The sequence below is a fragment of the Dyadobacter subterraneus genome (assembly GCF_015221875.1).
In the GTDB taxonomy this organism is placed as follows: domain Bacteria; phylum Bacteroidota; class Bacteroidia; order Cytophagales; family Spirosomataceae; genus Dyadobacter; species Dyadobacter subterraneus.
Genome location: NZ_JACYGY010000002.1, coordinates 1,010,680 through 1,031,455 on the forward strand (window position 1 = coordinate 1,010,680; position 20,776 = coordinate 1,031,455).

The 20,776-nt window shown below is 39.6% G+C and carries 15 protein-coding genes; 7 read left to right on the forward strand and 8 right to left on the reverse strand.

Annotated elements, in window-relative coordinates; genetic code table 11:
• Positions 1–41: 41 nt before the first annotated feature.
• The 5 genes from IEE83_RS29705 to IEE83_RS29725 all read left to right on the forward strand — a co-directional run bounded on the left by IEE83_RS29705 (position 42) and on the right by IEE83_RS29725 (position 8,449).
• Positions 42–611, forward strand: coding sequence for an RNA polymerase sigma factor (locus tag IEE83_RS29705; RefSeq protein ID WP_228102128.1), 570 nt, complete (start codon positions 42–44; stop codon positions 609–611).
• Positions 612–745: 134 nt separating this feature from the next.
• Positions 746–1,834, forward strand: coding sequence for a FecR family protein (locus IEE83_RS29710; RefSeq protein ID WP_194124354.1), 1,089 nt, complete (start codon positions 746–748; stop codon positions 1,832–1,834).
• Positions 1,835–2,023: 189 nt separating this feature from the next.
• The gene (locus tag IEE83_RS29715) at positions 2,024–5,662 is read left to right on the forward strand and encodes a SusC/RagA family TonB-linked outer membrane protein (protein ID WP_194124355.1); all 3,639 of its coding nucleotides are present in this window, start codon (positions 2,024–2,026) and stop codon (positions 5,660–5,662) included.
• A gap of 13 nt (positions 5,663–5,675) precedes the next feature.
• Positions 5,676–7,364 (forward strand): SusD/RagB family nutrient-binding outer membrane lipoprotein, encoded by a 1,689-nt coding sequence (locus IEE83_RS29720; protein ID WP_194124356.1) that lies wholly within the window; start codon positions 5,676–5,678, stop codon positions 7,362–7,364.
• Positions 7,365–7,552: 188 nt separating this feature from the next.
• Positions 7,553–8,449 (forward strand): AraC family transcriptional regulator, encoded by an 897-nt coding sequence (locus IEE83_RS29725; RefSeq protein WP_194124357.1) that lies wholly within the window; start codon positions 7,553–7,555, stop codon positions 8,447–8,449.
• A gap of 125 nt (positions 8,450–8,574) precedes the next feature.
• Here the strand turns inward: IEE83_RS29725 and IEE83_RS29730 are convergent, their stop codons facing one another.
• The gene (locus IEE83_RS29730) at positions 8,575–9,009 is read right to left on the reverse strand and encodes a DoxX family protein (RefSeq protein ID WP_194124358.1); all 435 of its coding nucleotides are present in this window, start codon (positions 9,007–9,009) and stop codon (positions 8,575–8,577) included.
• A 116-nt stretch (positions 9,010–9,125) separates the two neighbouring features.
• Complete coding sequence (locus tag IEE83_RS29735; RefSeq protein ID WP_194124359.1) at positions 9,126–10,439, reverse strand: MFS transporter; 1,314 nt, start codon at positions 10,437–10,439, stop codon at positions 9,126–9,128.
• A 207-nt stretch (positions 10,440–10,646) separates the two neighbouring features.
• On the opposite strand from IEE83_RS29735, the gene IEE83_RS29740 reads away from it, so the two are divergent.
• Complete coding sequence (locus IEE83_RS29740) at positions 10,647–11,000, forward strand: hypothetical protein (RefSeq protein WP_194124360.1); 354 nt, start codon at positions 10,647–10,649, stop codon at positions 10,998–11,000.
• A 131-nt stretch (positions 11,001–11,131) separates the two neighbouring features.
• On the opposite strand, the gene IEE83_RS29745 is transcribed toward IEE83_RS29740, so the two are convergent.
• The 6 genes from IEE83_RS29745 to prfB all read right to left on the reverse strand — a co-directional run bounded on the left by IEE83_RS29745 (position 11,132) and on the right by prfB (position 19,077).
• Entirely contained in the window at positions 11,132–12,709 is a 1,578-nt protein-coding gene (locus tag IEE83_RS29745) for a SusD/RagB family nutrient-binding outer membrane lipoprotein (RefSeq protein ID WP_194124361.1), read from the reverse strand.
• A gap of 19 nt (positions 12,710–12,728) precedes the next feature.
• Positions 12,729–15,857, reverse strand: coding sequence for a SusC/RagA family TonB-linked outer membrane protein (locus IEE83_RS29750; RefSeq protein ID WP_194124362.1), 3,129 nt, complete (start codon positions 15,855–15,857; stop codon positions 12,729–12,731).
• Positions 15,858–16,675: 818 nt separating this feature from the next.
• Entirely contained in the window at positions 16,676–17,479 is an 804-nt protein-coding gene (locus IEE83_RS29755; RefSeq protein ID WP_194124363.1) for an alpha/beta fold hydrolase, read from the reverse strand.
• Positions 17,472–17,735 carry a type II toxin-antitoxin system RelE family toxin gene (locus IEE83_RS29760; RefSeq protein ID WP_194124364.1) on the reverse strand — a complete coding sequence of 88 codons (264 nt, stop codon included), beginning with the start codon at positions 17,733–17,735 and terminating at the stop codon, positions 17,472–17,474. The genes IEE83_RS29755 and IEE83_RS29760 overlap by 8 nt, the downstream gene beginning before the upstream one ends.
• Positions 17,728–17,919 carry a hypothetical protein gene (locus IEE83_RS29765; protein WP_194124365.1) on the reverse strand — a complete coding sequence of 64 codons (192 nt, stop codon included), beginning with the start codon at positions 17,917–17,919 and terminating at the stop codon, positions 17,728–17,730. Before IEE83_RS29765 ends, IEE83_RS29760 begins: the two co-directional genes overlap by 8 nt.
• Before the next feature lie 83 nt (positions 17,920–18,002).
• Positions 18,003–19,077, reverse strand: a protein-coding gene (gene prfB, locus IEE83_RS29770; protein WP_143072111.1) for a peptide chain release factor 2 whose coding sequence is annotated in 2 segments (ribosomal slippage) — positions 18,003–19,016 and positions 19,018–19,077 — 1,074 coding nt in all. Because the reading frame shifts where the segments join, the coding sequence is not laid out codon by codon here.
• 216 nt (positions 19,078–19,293) lie between these two features.
• Between prfB and lpdA the strand changes: the two genes are divergently transcribed.
• The gene (gene lpdA, locus IEE83_RS29775) at positions 19,294–20,691 is read left to right on the forward strand and encodes a dihydrolipoyl dehydrogenase (protein WP_194124366.1); all 1,398 of its coding nucleotides are present in this window, start codon (positions 19,294–19,296) and stop codon (positions 20,689–20,691) included.
• Positions 20,692–20,776 lie beyond the last annotated feature (85 nt).

The following is a 20,776-nucleotide window of genomic DNA, read 5'->3' on the forward strand; positions in this document are numbered from 1 at the left end:
ATAATAATTATCTTTAAGGTGTGAACAATTCAGGCTCAGATATGCTTTTATGGAATACCTTCCGAGAAGGTAACCGGGATGCATTTGCCAGAATTTATAATATTCATATTGATGGTTTACTATCCTATGGATACCGGATTACGTCTAATCGTCAGCTAATAAAAGATAGTATACAGGATTTATTTCTTCATTTATGGCTGCATCGGGAAAATCTTTCCGGGACGGATTCTATAAAATATTATCTTTTCCGTTCTCTGCGAAACCGGATTATAAAGAATATAGAAAGACAGGATATTCAGCCTCAGACCGCAGAAAATATCCTGGAAAATATCATTGGAGACTTCTCTTTTGAGCACGAACTTATGGTCGAGGAAACTCTGGCGGACCAGACAAGCCGCTTGCGGAAGGCGATTGGAAAGCTTTCAAAAAGACAGCAGGAAGTCATTCAGCTTCGTTATCAGGATGATTTCAGTCTGGAAGAAATTGAAAATCTGATGCAGATGAATAATCAGTCTGTCCGGAATCTTCTCCACAGGGCAATCAGCCAGTTGCGTATTACCATCGAGATGGCCGGCTGGTCTTTTCCTTTTGTTCTTTCTTTTTTGTATTAATTCTTGTCAAGTTCATCTCTCTTTTTGGGCTTGAAATCCACTTATTTTATTGATTTATTTTTTTGTAAAAATTTTTCAAAAAAATGAGTACAAAGTTTAATTCTTCCGATTTAGGGGGTAGATAAGCAAATGATATGTTCAAAAAATTCGCCGGATATTCTGTTGAGGATTTTGTAAAGGAAGAAAAATTCATCAACTGGGTGAAGTTTTCTAATCCTGACGAAGATTTATTTTGGAATGAATTTTTGAAAAAATATCCTGCTTGCCGGGAAATTATTTACCAGGCCAGGCAAATCGTTATACAGCTTTCCGAAGCGTCAAAATTGCCGGTAAATCAGGAAGACGTCGAAGACATTTGGCAGCATATAGAGGCAGCTATGACGCATAATCAGGGAAACAGGAGAGCTGTTTTCAACCTGAACTGGATTAAATGGGTGGCGGCTGCTTCTGTTATTATGGTTGCAGGGCTACTGTGGTGGAATAATCAACCTGAAAATGAAAGTATCCGGACGTATACCCGGTTGGTTAAAAATGCAGACATTTCTTTAAAAGAAATTATCAATACTTCTGCGGAACCAATTAAGGTGACTTTGCCCGATAATAGTGTTGTTACCCTTGAAAAGAATAGCAGGCTGAGCTACACAAATAATTTTGATGGTAAAGAAAGAAAAGTCTTTTTGTCGGGAGACGCTTTCTTTAATGTTACAAAAAATCCAGACAAACCCTTTGTCGTTTATGCCAATGAGTTGGTTACAAAAGTTTTGGGGACGAGTTTTCGTATCAATGCATTTGAAGAAAATAAAGAGGTAACAGTTTCAGTCAGGACGGGCCGGGTATTTGTTTTTGCTAACCAGGATTTTAGAAACACGGATTCGGGAAAAAGGGAAGTTATACTTATTCCAAACCAGAAAGCGGTGTTTTCCAGAAAAGACGAAACGTTAAGCCGCTCGTTGATTGACAAACCTGAAATTGTTGTTTCGCAGGAAGAAATGCTGGAAAGGTCGTTTTCCAATGCGCCGCTGCCGGATATTTTTGAGGCGCTGGAAAGAGTTTACGGGGTGAAACTTGTATTTGACAAGGAGCTTTTTGCAAACTGCCGTCTGACAACATCGCTTGGCAGTGAAACCTTGTTTGAGCGACTGGATATCATATGTGAAGCTGTTGAAGCAAATTATAAGGTCGTTGGCACCGACGTAATTATCGATGGCAAAAGATGCAACTGAGAAATCCTAACCCACAAACCATATAACCCGGCGAAGTATGAATAAATAAATCTTTTACTTAAAAAAGTTTGGCAGCACTCCGTTGGCCGGGCTTATAAATTCCTTTAACGCTCTTAAAAACGCCGTCCATTCCAAAGTGGATGAAAGGATTGCTATTGCTTTTCTCAAATCAGGAACAAATCGAAGCTAATGAAAAAAGATCTACGTTTTCCCAAAATCTTATATCACCTCACGCGAATTGCGCTTGTTCAGGCCTGCGCTGTTGTGATTTTTGCCAGTGTTTCGTTTGCCGGTACAACAGATTCCCAGGATCTGCTTAACCGGAAAGTTAGCTTAAAAGTTGAAAACCAAAATGTGATCGGGATTTTAAACAGTCTGGAAAAACAGGCAGATGTTAAATTCACTTATCGTCCCAAACTGGTTTCCGGCACTAAGAAATATTCTCTGGAAATAAACAATGAACGTTTGGCCGATGTGCTGGACAACCTGTTAATTCCTTTGAAAATAAAATACAGGATTATTGGAAAACAGATCGTTCTTGCTCCGATTCCACTTTCTTCAAATCTGACGGAAACTCAGTTTTTGGCAAATACTGATGCACAGAAATCCGTGTTGAAGATTAGCGGAAAAGTAATTTCTGCCAAAGATGGTACGGCTATGCCTGGTGTGAATGTTCTTTTGAAAGGTTCGCAAGTAGGAACTACAACGGATGTTTCGGGAGCTTATTCCATTGATGTTACTGGTGATAATCCCGTTCTGATTTTTTCTTACATCGGGTTTAATCCGCAGGAAGTTCCGGTTTTGAAACAAAGTGTTATTGATATTTCACTGGTCGAAAGTGTTGAAACTTTGAAGGAAGCCGTTGTAACAGCCTTGGGTATCAAAAGAGAAAAACGTTCTCTCGGATATTCCGTAGGAAATATAGAAGGAACGGCTTTAACACAAACGCCTCAGAATAACGTGTTGAATGCAATGGCGGGAAAAGTTGCCGGCGTTCAGATTTCACAAATGGGCGGTGGAGTAGGATCGTCTGTGAGTATGATTATCCGTGGAGCTAGTTCGCTGAATGGAGATAATCAGCCGCTTTTTGTAATTGACGGTGTGCCGGTTGCAAATAAATTGGGAAATGGATTTGGCGGCGCGGATATGGGAAACGCGATTTCGGATATCAACCCGAATGATATTGCCAATGTTTCTATTCTGAAAGGAGCAAGCGCGGCTGCACTGTACGGATCAAGAGCAGGAAATGGTGTGGTTTTGATTACTACGAAATCCGGCGCGGCGGGTAAAAAGGGAATTGGTGTATCGCTGAATACGGCTGTAACTTTTGATATTCCACTTCAATATATCCATGTTCAAAATAAATTCGGTTCCGGAAAAACAGGTGCGCATGTTTTGGAAGAACAGGAAAATGAAAGCTGGGGTGCCGCTTTGGATAAAGGTGAACTTTGGGCACAATGGAATACAAAGGGTGTAAAAACACCTTTGATTTCACATCCTGACCGTTTTAAAGATTTTTTCCAAACAGGTGTTACCAATACCAATAACATTTCGGTCAACGGGAATTATGATAAAGGTAATTTCAGATTGTCGCTTGGGAATATGACCAACAAAGGAATTATTCCAACAATGAATCTTTCACGCCTGACTGTCGCGCTTAATACTGCCTATAATATTACGGATAAATTAAAGGCAAGTTTCAACCTGAATATCACCGAATCCGGCTCTGATAACAGACCTTTGATTGATGCTTCACGTAATGATCCTGTTAGAAGTATTTATGAAACAGGAGCTCAGGTGGATATCAATGATCTGAGAGATTACTGGTTGCCAGGTCAGGAAGGAATTGCACAACGCAAATACAAAGACAAGCAAAATAACCCTTTTTATCTTGTCCATGAAAACCCGACCGGGTTTAAACGTGACAGAACGGTGAGCAAAATTCAGCTGGATTATAATCTTAGTAAGGAATTTTCAGTAACTGCCCGTTATGCAAGAGATGCTTACAATGAATTGTTTGAAGCAAAAAAAGCATTCAACAATTTTGAATATGTAAATGGCGCTTACAATATCAAAAATACTTTTACGAAGGAATCCAACCTTGATCTGATTGTTGCTTACAAGAAAAATATTGGAGTCAACTGGAGTCTGAATGCTATGGCCGGTGGTAACCGTCTTCAACAATATGGCCGTACTTTGGAGAATAATGCAGGATCTCTGGTAGTACCGGGCTTGTACAATATTGCGAATGGTGCACCTGGAACGGTAACATATTCCAGTGGACTGACAAAAAAATTGCTTTATGGAGCTTATGGATCTGCTTCCTTAGGGTTTAAAGAAATGGTTTATCTGGACCTGACGGCTCGTAATGACTGGACGAGTACACTTCCAAAAGGAAATAATTCATACTTCTATCCGTCCGCATCATTAAGTGTTCTGATTTCGGAAATGGTGAATTTACCAAGCTGGATGAGCTTCGCAAAAGTAAGAGCGGGTTATGCGCAAGTGGGTAATGACGTTGCTCCTTATAACCTGATCCAGACTTATGCAACGGCTGCGGATTGGGGAACTGCGAAAAGAATGTATATGGCAGGAACATTGAAAAACGCAAACCTGAAACCGGAGATCGCCACTTCAATGGAAGTTGGTTTCGATGTTAAATTCCTGAAAAATCGTCTTGGTCTGGAAGCTACTTATTATGACAGAAAAAATAAAAACCAGATTTTGGGAATTTCTGTGCCGGACGAATCCGGGGCAACAAGCAAGCTGATTAACGCAGGTTTGGTTCAAAGCAAAGGATTTGAAATCGGAATTATGACAACGCCTGTGAAAACAGAAAATCTGACTTTTGATTTGAATGTTACGCTGAGCAGAAACCGGGCTTATATCAGAGAATTGGCTGACGGAATTACATACTTTGCTACTAATGAAAGCAGTGGAGCTATGGTCCGGACTTATACGGGCGGACAAATCGGTGATATTTATGAGCAGCCAATACTTAAAGTGGAGGATAAGAATTCACCATACTACAATTATCCGATCGTAACAGCTGGTGGTCTTTATCAGAATAATACGGACATAACTAAAATCAGAAAAATCGGGAATTTTAATAACAAATTCCTAATGGGTTTCCAGCCAACTGTGACTTACAAAAACTTTACGTTATTCGCGAATATCGACTGGCGCCAGGGAGGATCTTTTTACTCAAACACGATGATGTTCCTTGGTAACAATGGCCAGAGAGAGGAAACTTTGACGGGAGTTCCATATGATGCATCACAAAGTTTGTCAGATCAGATTAAAGCTAATCCGGATAAATATCTGGGTAACTGGATAGGGGGAAGAAATGCGGAATATCACGGTATGGCTTGGCCGGAAGGAAGTACAGAATCAAAAGTAAGGGTTCAGGATGCGAGTTTGGAACCTGGTGTGTTTGCTACAAAAAATGCAGCTGGTGAAACGGTTTACACTGAAAATTTGGGTGGAGCAGGTAGTAAATGGCTGGATCCGTTCAGCGCTTATCGTTACGCAAACCGTCCGTTTCCAAACCGGAATATGTACAGCGCAACTTATGTAAAACTTCGTGAGGTTTCCATCAGTTATCGTTTGCCAAGAGCTTTTGTAAACAAGTTTAAAATACAGAATGCCTCGATTGCTGTTGTGGGTAATAACTTATATATGTGGACAAAAGCTGGAATTAAAGGATTTGATCCGGAAAAAGCTTTTCAACAAAACAGTACGACCGGGAGCTGGACACAAGGTATAGAATATTACAATATCATGCCTTTCACCGGTTCGTTAGGATTTAAACTGAATGTTGATTTTTAAACTGAAATACAAAATGAAAGCTATAAAATCGATATATATTACTCTTTTGGCCACGGCGTGTTTTTTCATGACTTCATGTCAGGATCTGACGGAAACGAATGTAAACCCAAATGCAGCTGAAAACGTATCCTCAAATTATATTTTGACCTATGTTCTCACGAACACCGGGAAAATTATTTATACGTTGGGAAAAGACGGCTCCAAGATTGGTGCGACAATGCAGTATATGCAGGCCGGAACTAACGAAGGCGCAGCAATTATCAACCAATATGCCTGGGTTCAGGAAGGTTGGCTGAGTGTTTCGGGTGCTACTGCGTTTGACGTATTACGGAATAACAAGATTATTTATGATAATGGTGTCCGTGATAATAATCGTTTTTTCCAGGCGATTTCGCTTACGATGAAATCTCTGGTCTTCGGATTAATGGCGGATTTATATGGCGATATTCCTTATTCTGATGCATTGCAGGCAAGTTCCGGAGATTATTTTCCTAAATACGATGCGCAAGCAGATGTTTACAAAGGTATACTGACGGACCTGAAAACGGCAAGTGACTTATTAAGTAATCTCGAAGCCAAAGATGCGATCAGTGCTACCTCCGATGTTATGTATAAAGGCGACGGTGCAAAATGGAAAAAATTTGCCAATTCTCTGCGTCTTCGTTACAGTTTGCGACTGGCTGATAAAAAAGCAGAAATGAGCGCCCTTGGTGTAGATATTCAAAAGGAATTTACAGAAGCGAGTGCCGCAGCTTTTGCCAGTACTACGGATAATGCAGTAATGAGTTTTCTGGGAACAACGGCAGATAATTCGAATCCGGGAGGCTTACTAAACTCAGCAAATCCAAATTATCTTTTAAAACCGGGAAAACCGTTTGTTGATAAACTGATTTCGCTAAAAGATCCAAGACTTGAACGCTGGGTTGCACCGGTTGTTAGAAAGTGGGATTCCAAAGTTACGGCTACAACGACTAAAACATTTGTCAATCAGTTTGGTGAAAGTTACTCAGTTGTGTATGTACCTTCAACGGCTGCCAGCGCAGATACTTCTTTATATGTTGGTCTTCCTATTGGTATGTCAATTACTTCGGCGATTGCTTACAATAAAGGAAATGACGCCGCTACTTATCCCAACGAACGTAATCCATACATTTCTTACATTCATGACCGCTACCGGAAAAATACAGATCCATATGCAACCATGGATCTGATGACTTATGATGAAGTTGAATTTATTTTGTCCGAAGCCGCATTGCTTGGTGGTTTTGGAGTGAGCGATCCTGAAACGCATTACAAAAATGCAATTCGGGCTTCTATGACCAAGGCGGGTGTATTTACTTCAACAACTTTCAATTTTGATAATTATTACGCTCAGCCAACCGTTGCTTATTCTGGTGCAACGAATAAACAGGAGCGGATTTTAGAGCAAAAATGGATATCATCCTGGTTTAGTGTTCAGTCCTGGTTTGACTGGCGCCGTACCGGATTTCCTGCCCTGAAAACCGGTGACGTTGCACAATTCGGTCCGGCACTTCCAATCCGTTATATGTATCCGGTTGCAAATGCCGATCCAAAATATCAGGTAAATTATAAAGCGGCGATTGACAAACTGGTACCAACAAATTACGTTCCTTCCGGGCAAAGTAAAGACCACCACTATTCAAGAATCTGGCTGATACAAGGTTTGTCAAAGCCATATTAATATTTGGCTATCGGCGTTCGGCTGTCAGCAATTGGTTTGATGCTCAAAATTGTATTGAAACCGACTGCTGATAGCCGATTACCAAAATTTCTTTTAAGTTTTTCAGAGAATAGAAATGATGCGGTTGGTACTTATTAGGTTAGAAACAGTAGGACATAGCAGCTATTGTCCTGATTCAATTTAATACCATGAAACCGCATTTTCATAAGGTCCCTATAAAATCCCAGAACTCGTTCAGCATAAGGCATGAACGTGAATCCAGCTTTGGAACCGTCTGGCATTATCATCCTGAACTGGAATTACATTATCTCATCAAAGGACATGGCGTCCGTTTTATCGGGGATGATATCAGCAATTTTTCGGATGGAGAATTAATTCTTCTGGGAGAAAATTTGCCGCATACCTGGCGGGTTGAAGGTGGAGAAGGAAGTTCGGCTGTTGAGGTTATTATTATTCATTTTTTGCCTGATTGTTTGGGTGCGGATTTATTGAATCTTCCAGAAGCTTATCTGATTCCAAAACTTTTTGAAAAGGCTAAAAAAGGACTTGTTGTTAATGGAAAAGCTAAGGAAGAAGTTATTGCGCTGATGCGATCGGCGGTAACAATGCAAAATCTTGACAGGTTGATTGCCTTGTTAACAATTTTAAAAATCCTCGCAGAAACGAATGAAACGGAAACAATCACTTCCGCTCATGCTTTTTACAAATCCAATGATTCGGAAACACTTCGATTGAATAAGGTATATGCCTATACTTTATCAAACTATAAAAATCCGATAACCTTGCAGGAAGTGGCTGCGATTGCAAATCTGGGTGTGACTTCTTTTTGTCGATATTTTAAATTGATGACCAAGAAAACATATAATGATTTTCTTGTCGAGATCCGTATCAGTCACGCATGCCGTTTTTTAATTGAGGACAGGCAAACCATTGAGGTAATCTGTTTTGAATGCGGATTTAACAACATTTCAAATTTCTACCGGCATTTCAAAAATGTGACAGATATGACACCTTTGGAATACAAAAAGAAGTATTTGTTTAAGGGTAAAAAGGAAATTGGAAAAGTTGCGGAAAGTTTGAAATAGACTTTGATAAAAAGAAAACAGCATAAGAAAGACAGAAGTTACTAACTGTTTTTCTTATGCTGTTTTTAAGCTAAAATATTTTTTATAACACCAGTCTGACTGCCGGTAGCCGACCACCGAAGTTATTAACGATCATGATTCTTCATCCATTCGTCCATCGAGAATTTTCCGGATCCTATTATTGTAAAAGTGATAACCAGAATGAGTGTGATCACCGACAGCCATAATTCGGAATTGAAATAGGAAAAGCCAGTTCTGAGGTTTACCATGAATACAGCTGCAATTAAAATCGGAATTTGAAAGATAGAAGCCGTTCTTGTAAGGCATCCAAGTGCTATCAAAAATCCTCCGAAAATGTGCGCAAACGCTACATAGTGAACTGCCATCACAGAATACAAATGAAAATCCATATTACTGATCAGGTGCGAGAGCCGGGCGGTATCGCTGATAAAACTGATACCTTTTACAAACAAAAGTACGCCCAGTCCAATTCGAATTACATCCATCCAAACCGGGTGATGTGAATCACCCCAGCGTTCAATCCGGTTTATTGTTTCCATAACTGTCAGAATGTTTTGATTTTCAGAAAGTTATAAAATTGCAAACAGGATGTCAATAGATAAATTATCTTTTTAATTTGAAAAGTACAGTTTGATGCAGGATGAACCTACTCTCGTTAATGTTCAATGAGCGATGTATGTTTGGTATCCTTCATGGTGATATAAACGGTCAGGGAAATCAGAATACAAACCGTAACATACCAGTAATAATAATTTTCGTGCCCAGCATTTTTGAACCATAATGCCAGATATTCAGCCGTTCCGCCAAAAATGGCAACGGTTAAGGAATAAGGTAATCCAACACCAAGCGCACGAACTTCTACCGGAAATAATTCTGCTTTTACTACTGCATTAATGGAAGTATAACCGCTGACAATAATTAACGCGGCCATCAATAAACCAAACGCGCCCCATTGGGTTGTGGTATGACTCAAAGTAGTTAGCAAAGGAACGGTGCATAATGTTCCTAAAATTCCAAATCCGATCAATAGCGGTCTTCTTCCGACTTTATCACTTAAAGCACCAAAAACGGGTTGTAGCAATGCAAAAATTAAAAGAGAGCAAAAGGTTAAAGTGGTTGACTGGCCTTTTGTTAATCCAACCGTATTTACGAGGAATTTCTGCATATACGTGGTGTAAGTATAAAAGGCCAATGTTCCGCCCAGCGTTAATCCTACCACAACAGAAAGTGCTTTTGGATGTTTTAAAAGCTCTTTCATTGAGCCTTCTTTTGTTGCGGGAGAAGTGCTTTTATTTCTGAAAGCTTCGGTTTCATGCAAGTTGCTCCGCAGATAAAGCGCGATTGATGAAAGTATGGCACCGATGACAAATGGAATCCGCCATCCCCATTCATGCATTTGCTGTTCGGTCAAAAATATGCGTTGCAGGATAAGTTGTAAACCAAGTGCAATTAATTGTCCGCCGATTAAGGTAACATATTGAAAACTGGAATAAAATCCCCGTCTTTCCTTCGTCGCTACTTCACTTAGATAAGTAGCAGAAGTGCCATATTCCCCGCCTACACTTAGTCCTTGCAATAATCTTGCAATTAAAAGCAAAATGGGTGCAGCGATTCCGATTGTTCCGTAACCAGGCAAAAATGCAATTAATAAAGAGCCGAAAGACATGAGCAAAACCGATAATGTCATGGCTTTTTTCCGGCCTTTCGTATCGGCCAGTTTTCCAAAAAGATATCCGCCGATTGGCCGCATCAAAAATCCAACGGCAAAAATTCCGGCGGTATTGATCAGCTGAACGGTAGGGTTGGAGCCAGGAAAAAATGTTCCGGCAAAATAGAGCGAGAAGGCCGAATAAGCATACCAGTCATACCACTCAACCAGATTACCTATTGAACCGCCCATGATGGCCTTTAACCGCCAGCTCGTATCATCTTTATGCGGAATAGTACCGTAAGTATTTGTTTCGGTCATTAACGTTAAGGATTTTTCTGGAAAAAATGGAGTTCTTTAAAGATAGGAGATTTTATGGATAGGTTAAGCACTCATATTCAAATTGTTACTATTACACAAAATACATGTCTGACTGACAAAAATTTCATACCTTTTAAAGCAGAAGTAGAATTTAATACAAAACTTCTTCACGAAAGTATTTATCAACAATAATCTAAAACACCCTCAATGAAAAATTTTATCAAACTGGTTTTATTGGTCTTAGTTCTATCGTCCTGTGCTTCGGTTAAAGTTGAGAAAGTAGCCGCCAATTTGCCTAAATCAAGAAACTGCAATTTGGATGTTTTCTCTAATGAGAATGATGTGAAACAAGAATTTCAAGTGGTTTGCGCAATTGATAGTAAGACAGGGAATTCAATCTGGAATAAAAGAACAGCCGAAGCGGCTATTGAAAATGCCAAAAATAAAGCTTGCGAATGTGGTGCGGATGCGATTATTATAACTTCTTCGGGACGAACGAAGCTTAAATTTTATTCTTATCGGAGAGGTGTTGCTTCGATGAAGGGGGTTAAATATTTGTGATTTTTGGGATTTGTTTTCTCGCGTTACAAACGCGGGACCGGGCAACCCCGATTGCAAATCGGGGTTAACGCAAAAAGAAACGGGATGGCTAACTGCCATCCCGTTTCTTTTATAATCTGTTCTTTGAGATATTAAAAGTTGCTGGCTGTGCCTGTATCCCACCATAAACGTGTTGCGATATCATCCTTTGCTCCTGTACCCATTTTGGCTACTGCAGCTGTAACAGCAGCAGTGTTTCCTGTTCTTTCAGCATTTACGAAAGGCATTCTTTTGATCCATTGACCGGATGGAATTACACCCCAGTCAGCATTGCTGTCATTTTTAGCAACACTAGGAATTTTTGGATATCCAGTGCGTCTGAAATCTACCCATGCCTCCTGTGTATTTGTGAAGGTATTAAGGTATTTCTGAGTAATGATTTTTTCAAGTTTTAACTCTTTTGAATCTGCTTCATTCCATGCTACTGTAATGGTTGAAGAAGCAGTAAAGCTATTACGTGCGTCAACCGGATCGATGTAATTGATCGGCTTGCTTGTGGCGTCAGCAATATATGCATCTACACCTCCTGCACCCCAGTCAGCAAATGACAACTTGATACCTGTTTCATAATTGGTTTTAGCATCTCCTGCACCCGCCCAGCCTCTAAGTGCGGCTTCAGCTTTAAGGAAAGCCACTTCCGCAGCAGTGAAATCTCTTCTGGTTTGAACAGTTTGAAAGTCTTCGCTTACTTTCGAAAAAGGTACGTGATCAGCTTTTGCTTTAATGTAAGCACCGTTGCGAATACCTTTGTATGGATATGCAGGGTGATCAGTATACAAGGATGCGTCCGCAACAGGAGCAAAATATTTAGAAATTCTGCCATCTTTCAATCCCACCATAAACGATTCCATTACAGCACCCATACGTGTATCGTCCCACTCATAAGAGATCTGCGCTACTGGTATTTTGTTTCCGTTCAATGAGTTTACAAAGTTGTCCGAATTGGCAGTGATCAAACCGGCAGGATCGGCCAAAGCTTTTTCTCCTTGTGTTTTAGCAGTGGCCGGATCTACTTTTGAAAGACGAACTGCCAATCTCAGGCGCAGAGAATTAACTACTTTTTGCCATTGAGGAATGCTGCCGGCGTAAAGTGTAGGGTCAAATTTCTTAAACCCGGTATAATCCTTGTTTGCGTTTAAATCTGTTTGGATTGAATCCAGCTGTTTAAAGAAAAGTGCATACAGATCAGATTCTTTGTCATATCCAACTGAATTAGCAGTAGAGCCATACTGAGAATAAATAACCGGACCATGAACTCCTGTCAGTTTTGACATGCCAAAAACACGGATCAACTTAGCCCAGGTTGCAAACAAAGGCAGATTATTGTCTGCTGCAAGCTGTATTACCTGCTTGGAAGGTGACATAATGCTACCGTAAATACGATCCCAATATGTGTTCCAGCGAATGTAATAAGTTGTATTGTTAACATTACCTACGAAATCGGTTGGAGTTCCCATGAATCCCATCCAGTTGTCAGAGCAAAGATCTTCTTCAATCTGGTGACCATTCAGGTTGAAGATCAAGTTTGAAAAAGGGGAGCCTACAAGGTTAAAATCCTGTTTAAGCGTTTCATCCGAAATCTGATTTGGATTCTCGTTTGTCTCTACAAAATTATCAGTACATGCGGCAAGCGCGACCAAGCATATAAGTGCAATATATATTCGTTTCATGTTAAGAATTTTAAAGCTTTTAGAATGTAAACTTCAGGTTAACACCATAAGATCTTGTAGACGGTAAACCAAACACGTCAGTAGACTGCAAAGAGTTGTTTGTACTCATAGCTTGTTCCGGATCGAAAGGTGCTTTTTTGTAGAAGAAGAATAAGTTTCTGCCTACGATGGATATAGAAGCATCTCTGAAAACAGGATTAGAGCTCTTTGTTTTAAAGTTATAACCGAAAACAAACTGTCCTAATCTAACGTTGGTTCTTTTAAAAATATATGGCTCCATGATCTTATTTCTGTCACCGATTGCAGAGTAATAAGTGTATGGGTCAATTGATGTAACAGCCGTTCCCTCAGGTTTAACAGCGTTAATTGCAACGGTTCCTGCATCTCTTGCTTCTGCACTTCTTTCACTTACACCATAAGAATCCAGGAAGGCTTCTGTTTTCGAGAATGCAACACCACCAAATTTACCGTTAACCAATATGTTGGCAAAGAAATTACGATATCTCAAGCTGTTGTTCCATCCCATAAGAAGTTTTGGGTTAACGTTACCAACTTTTGTCTGAAGCGCTGCTTTGGTTGGTACACCATTTGCATCCAAAATAATTTGACCGGCGTCATTTCTGGCAAATTTGTAGATGTAAACATCGTTGAATGAACCCCCGGCCTTGATAATAGATGCAAAACCTTCGTCATCACCACCTACCTGATAAGTAGGATTACTTGCGATCAACTCAACGATCTTGTTTTTGTTCTGAGAAGCATTGATTGTAGAAGTCCAGCTGAAACGTTCTGCACGGATTGGCTCTACTGTAAGGGTTGTCTCAAATCCGTGGTTTGTAATCTTTCCTGCATTAACATAATAAGTAGTATATCCTGATCCCGAAGGTGCATCCAGTGAAAGAAACTGATTAGTACTTGTACCATTGTATAAAGTAAAGTCAAGTCCAACCCGATTTTTGAAAAACTTAGCTTCAATACCATATTCGTTGGCTACGATTTTTTCAGGCTTCAAATTTGTAAATGGCACCTGTGTATTTCTGTTGATACCACCAATACCTGACGGACCACCTGCTCCACCAATGCTGTTGTACGGATTTACAACATTGTATGGTACTTCATTTGCAGTATGCGTGAACGAAGCTCTTGCTTTCAGGAAGGAAATAACTTCAGGCAACGTAAACATCTGGCTGAAAATCGCCGATCCACCAAAAGAAGGGTACAAATAAGATTGATTACCAGTAAGAGCCAAAGTAGAAGCCCAGTCATTTCTTGCAGCTATATCAAGAAAAAGGAATTCTTTAAATCCAAGCGATACGTTTCCAAATGCACCTTGTTTAATTGTATTGCTATAACGTGAATCGTTATTGAACGATACATTGTAAGGAATATTAGCAAATGTAAATACGTTAGGATATTGCAATGATACTGTACCGTTGGCAACAGTGATTCCGTCGTAATATTTGTTTTTCTGGTAGCTAAGACCAGCCAACGCGTTTAAACTAAAATCACCAAATGTCTTATTATAGGAAAGAATACCATCCGTATATATCGATTGATCGTTGTATTTTGCATAATCCCATGAACCGTTCGGGCTCACACTTACAGAATTACCTGCCGCTGCATAACGTTTGTCACTCAAAACATTATTATAGTCAATGTTACCTCTTATTTCAAATTTAAGATCATGTGTGATCTCATAAGATAGTTTCGCATTTGCAATAATTCGTTTGGAAGTCTGCAATTTAGGGTCTTTGTTAAGTTCCCAGTACGGATTGTTTTGTTTTTCTTCCGTCGAATACCAGTTCATTTTATCCATGTTTCTGGTTGGGTCGAAAACTGCGTAATTCTCTTTATAGTTATTGAAATCGCGATCTCTTGCAAATAAATACAAACCTGTCAATGGGTTATTGTAATACCCAGCACCAGGACGGTTCTTCGTTACTTCATTGGAAAGTATGATACCAGAGCTTAGCGTCATTTTGTCTTTCAGCAGTTTTGTGCTTTGTCTGAACGAAAAGTTATTCTTCCGGTAGGTATTTGTCGGCATGATACCGCTCGCAGAAATATTTGCGTAAGAGAAGTAAACATTTGACTTCGCATTTCCACTGGTTACCGCTACCGAGTTCGTAAGGGTTGATCCGATCCGGAAGAAATCTTTGATATAATCTTTCTGATAATTATCTGATTTTACAACCGCAGTTCCCGTAGGCGTCCAGCTGTAATCACCACCTACGCTACCATAACGGTATTGGAATTTAGGAAGACCAGATACCTGATCAAAAACCGCACTTGAATTGAAATCCACGGATACTTTACCTTCTTTCCCTTTTTTGGTTGTAATCAAAATTACCCCGTTGGCTCCCTGGCTACCATAAAGAATTGCAGCGTTGGCTCCTCTCAACACACTGATACTTTCAATATCATTAGGGTTAATCGCGGAAAGACCGTCGCCACCATCATTTCCACCATAAGATCCAGGCTGCCCACCTTTGTTATTAACCATAGGAATACCATCGATTACATAAAGTGCTTCACTAGAGCCTTGCAGCGATTTATTTCCTCTAAGTACGGCTCTTGTAGAACCACCTGGTCCAGAGCTACTTACTTTGATATCAATACCTGCGGCTTTACCGTTTAAGGCATCTACAAAGTTATTGTTGGCAGCTACTCTAAGTTCTTGCCCGCCAATTTGCTGCGCTGCGTAAGTAAGTGCCTTTTTATCTCTTTTAATACCAAGAGCAGTTACCACTACTTCTTCAAGTACAGCAGCAGATGTTTCCAAAACTACATCTAATACACTTTGCGACCCAACTGCTATTTCTTTACTTGTAAAGCCGATCGAGGAAACTATTAAAATGACTTGATCATTTGGAATATCAATTGAAAACTTACCATCTGCATCCGTAATTGTACCTTTCTCACTTCCTTTAATTACTACCGTAGACCCTGGTAAGGCCTCACCTTTATTATCTTTTACTGTACCAGTAACAGCTCTCACATTGACACGTGAGGTATTCGTAAAATTCAAAACGCCACCCGATTTGACAGGTGCCGCAAAAGATCCGCCAATGGAGGCGGAAAAAACGACAATCTGATAAAAAGTAAGTTTCATCCACAGCGGACATTTAACTTCCTGCTTTCTTTTCATAATGTTTGATTGTTAAAAGTTAGGTAATTTTTAAGCATAGAGGTTCCATTCATCCAGTTGGATGATGGAAGTAACGGAGCTCATGAAGATGGGCTCCTTTTGTTAGTGGGGATGTAAAGGTTATACCATATGTAATTCTGTATTTTTTGACAAATGTAATATTTTGATTGGTAAATTTTGTGTCGAGCAATATATTAATTTTTATTTTTTTTAATGTTCTAAGCAGTTATTAAAAATAAATAACAATTACTGTCAATATTATGTACTGTTTTTAGTTGATAATGTCCTATTGAGCAAGATTTGGCCGATTCTTATAGATTTAACTTATTGGCAGATCTTTTAACCTTTTAAGTGGTAATTTGAGCAAGTAACTCTTTTAATATTTGAAAAATACAGATAATGTGAGGTAACCGTGCTGTGGTATACGCCTAAGGAGTGGAATGCTTTTCTAAATTATAGGAAATTTCATATATTTTGAAAGATCAGGAAAATGAAATATTTGTGCATTCATCTGAATCAATTATGGATGGATTAATAATATTAAAAACAATAATTTAGTGATGTGTAATTTAACTTTATATCAAATTTTAATTGTTTTTTAATTTATAAGTCAAGATGAATCTTAAAATATCTCTGATTTGCATATTACTGTTTATTCAATCGGGTTATTTGTATTGACAGCTGAGTAAATTTGAAGGCACCTGGATCACAACGGATCAGGAAATAATCTCCATAGATGCGCGGCAGATATTAAATTTTTTATACAATTTGTATAAAAATGTTCCATTGAAAGAAAATTATTGAAAAATAGATTGAATTTAATCCATTAATTCCTGAATCTTAACCGCAGCTTTCTCAACCAGATTTCCATGTCCAGCAGCGAGCAAAAAATATTGGTTATCAGGAAGAAACTCAGATAATTTCTCCACATCTTTTGCCTTCAACAGCTTATCATGCTTGCCAATAAACAAATAGACCCTAGTCGCTACAAGTTTTTTATAAACTACTGAAATATCAAATTTCAGCATTCGAAAAGCGAGCCAGGAGCGATAAATTGTTTCCTGCCGTTTGGGATCGGAGAGCATAAATTGTGTAAAACGAATCAGACTTTTGTGGATAAGTCCGAGTTTTTCGAAAATGTTGGCTGATTTTATTAATGTATCGGGATGTTTGAGTACCCAATGAAAGAGTTTTCTGGTTGGCCAGAAGCGCGAGGCCAGGGTATACAGTAAATGTTCTGAAACTCCGTCCGGGGCGATTAAAAATGCATTATCAATCTTTGTTGAAAACGATTCCATTGTTGCCAGCGCAAATCTTCCACCCATACTGAATGCTGCAATATCAAAACGATTAATTTGATTTTCTTCCAAAAAATCAGAAATCAATTTTTTCCATAATATTTTGGTGACGATATCCTGTTCTGAAAAAGCATCATTTCCATAAATCCCTTTGCTTTGTCCATGGAAAAATAGGTCGAAAGCATAGATCGTATAGTGATCTCCTAAAAGTTCTGAAAAGGATTTGAAACATGTTAAGCCGGTTTGGCCAATGCCGTGGAAGGCGAGAAGGATTTTTGGGCCGCGACCGAGTTTATGATAATGAAGAATTTTAATTTCACTCATAAGCGTCTCTTCGATGCCGGACACCGGAAACTTCTACAATCCTGATAACGTCGTCGATTGAATACAAAACACGGAAATTCCCAATTCTAATTCCATATATATTTTGGGTTGAAGTTAACTTTTTACAACCTGACGGACGTGGATCGTTAGACAATAATTGGATTACAGGGATGATTCGTTGCACTTCTATTTTTTGAAGCTTGCGGATTTCCTTTTGAGCGGAACTAGTAATAATTACTTCATAAGTTTTAGGCATCGAATTTTCCCTCCGCCGTTAATTCCTCAACAAATTTATCAAAAGGCATAGAGTCTTCCGTTTTTCTTTCTTCTACAAGAATGGCGTCCAATATGTCTTCTACAATCTGTCCGTGCTCTTCCAAGGAAATAATAAGATCGGTCTTCTGACCTTTTTCATTGGTTATATATCGAATACCTGTCATAGTTTTTTTTATAAATATAAAAAAACCTCTGAACAAATCCACTAATGAATAACGTTCGGAGGTTTTCTAAAACTCGATATTTCTTAATATTCCATTAAATAAGCTTTAATGAAATCATTAATCTCACCATTCAAAACCGCATCCGTATTAGAAGTCTGGTGATCCGTGCGGTGATCTTTCACGCGGCGGTCATCCAAAACATAACTGCGGATTTGAGAGCCCCATTCGATTTTACGTTTGGAAGCTTCCACTTCGGCGCGAGCTGCATTACGTTTTTCAAGCTCGATCTGATAAAGACGCGATTTTAATAAACGAATCGCAACTTCTTTGTTCATCAGCTGAGAACGTTCCTGCTGACAAGCGATAATAATTCCCGAAGGTTTGTGATGCAGACGCACCGCGGTTTCAACCTTGTTCACATTTTGTCCACCAGCACCACCGGAACGATACGTGTCCCAGGTAATATCCGCCAGGTTGACGTCAATTTCAATATTATCATCCGCCAATGGATACACATAAACCGAAGTAAATGAGGTATGGCGGCGGGCATTGGAATCAAAAGGAGAAATCCGGACCAGGCGATGAACGCCGTTTTCCGACTTCAAATTTCCATAAGCATATTCGCCGGAAATTTCCAACGTAACTGATTTAATACCAGCAACATCGCCATCCTGCAAATCTACTTCACGTACTTTGTAGCCATTTTTCTCTGCCCACATGATGTACATCCGCATGAGCATCGAGGCCCAATCCTGTGACTCGGTACCACCGGCACCAGAGTTAATTTCAATAACGGCCGGAAGTTCGTCGCCTTCTTCGCCCATCATTTTACGGAATTCAATTTCGTCAAGTTTCGCTTCCAGCTTTTTGCCTTCTTCGTCTACCTCTTCCTCGGTAGCTTCGCTTGCTTCATAAAATTCCCAGATTGTATCCAGGTCGTCGCGTAATCTCGAAAGTTCTTCAAATCCTGTTGTCCAGAATTTAAGTCCGCGAATTTCCTTCATTGTTTTCTCAGCCCGTTCCGAGTCGCCCCAGAATTCCGGTTGGGAAGTTTGTTGTTCAAGGTCGTCTAGCTGTTTTTTACGGTTAGCGTAGTCAAAGATACCTCCCCAAAGCCTCTACACGGGCCTTCAAGTCTTTCAATTGATCAAGTGTCATTGAATTTTTTGAATTTATAGTTGGAAAATTTATTAAGTTTTTTGGCTCCAATTGTTCTGGAATATTGTTACCATATATGCAAAGGTATAACAATTCGGGATTAGTGTCAGTTTCACATAAATACCTGTCGGTTTACATGTAGTGTTTCCGGCAAATCGTCGTACCTTTGCATGAAATTTTTGTCAACCCATTTCTTTCAAATAAAAATACTAGAAAATGGCTCAAACGTATGACGTAATTGTCGTTGGTAGCGGTCCTGGCGGATATCCGGCAGCTATTCGTGCTTCACAATTAGGATTGAAAGTAGCAATTGTAGAAAAAGAACTTTTAGGTGGAATTTGCCTTAACTGGGGCTGTATTCCAACCAAAGCCCTTCTTAAAAGTGCGCAGGTATTTGAATACATCAAACATGCGAAAGACTACGGAATTAACGTAGGAGAATCGTCTGCTGATTTCGGAGGCGTTATCAAACGTAGCCGCGGTGTTGCAGACAGCATGAGCAAAGGAGTTGCTTTCCTGATGAAGAAGAATAAAATCGACGTCATCATGGGAACGGGTAAAGTGAAAGGTGTAAAAACAGTTGAAGTTACTGATAAGGACGGAAAGAAAACTGATTATACTGCTGGTAAAGGTGTTGTGATTGCAACAGGTGCCCGCGCCCGCGAATTACCAAATATTAAAATCGACGGTACGAAAGTAATTGAATACCGTAAAGCAATGAGCCTTGAAACACAGCCAAAAAGTCTTTTGGTAGTAGGTTCTGGAGCGATCGGAATGGAGTTTGCGTACGTGTATGCAACAATGGGTACAAAAGTTACTGTTGTTGAATTCCTTCCAAATCTTGTTCCTGTTGAGGATGAAGATATTTCGAAAGAAATCGCTAAACAATACAAAAAACTTGGTGTTGATACTTATGTAAACTCTTCTGTTGAGAAAGTTGATACAAGCGGAAACGGTTGCAAAGTGACTGTTAAAACTCCGGATGGAGAAAAATCTTTTGAAGTTGATGTAGTTCTTTCAGCAGCTGGTATCGTTTCGAATATCGAAAATATCGGTTTGGAAGAAGCTGGTATCAAAACGGATAAAGGCAAAATTTCTGTTAACGAGTGGTACGAAACCAACGTTCCAGGTTTTTACGCGATTGGTGACTGTACGCCTGGCCCTGCTTTGGCACACGTTGCTACTGCGGAAGGTATCATTTGCGCAGAGAAAATTGCAGGTCACAAAACAGAAGCTTTGGATTATGGAAACATTCCTGGCTGTACGTATTGCCAGCCTGAAATTGCTTCTGTTGGTTTCACTGAGAAAAAAGCGAAAGAAGCAGGTTACGATATCAAAGTTGGTAAATTCCCATTCAAAGCATCTGGTAAAGCTACGGCTGCCGGCGCAACGGATGGTTTCGTAAAAGTAATTTTTGATGCCAAATATGGTGAGTTCCTAGGAGCACACATGATTGGTACAAACGTTACTGAAATGATCGCTGAGGTTGTAGTGGCTCGTAAATTGGAAACTACTGCACACGAAATCATGCGTTCAATTCACCCGCACCCAACCATGTCTGAGGCTTTGAAAGGAGCAACTGAGGCGGCTTACGGTGAGGCAATCGATTTGTAATAAGGCTTTCGGTCGTCAGCTATCAGCTTTCGGCAGATAAAATAATAAACCCTGGTGGATTTTGGTCTGCCGGGGTTTTTTTTTT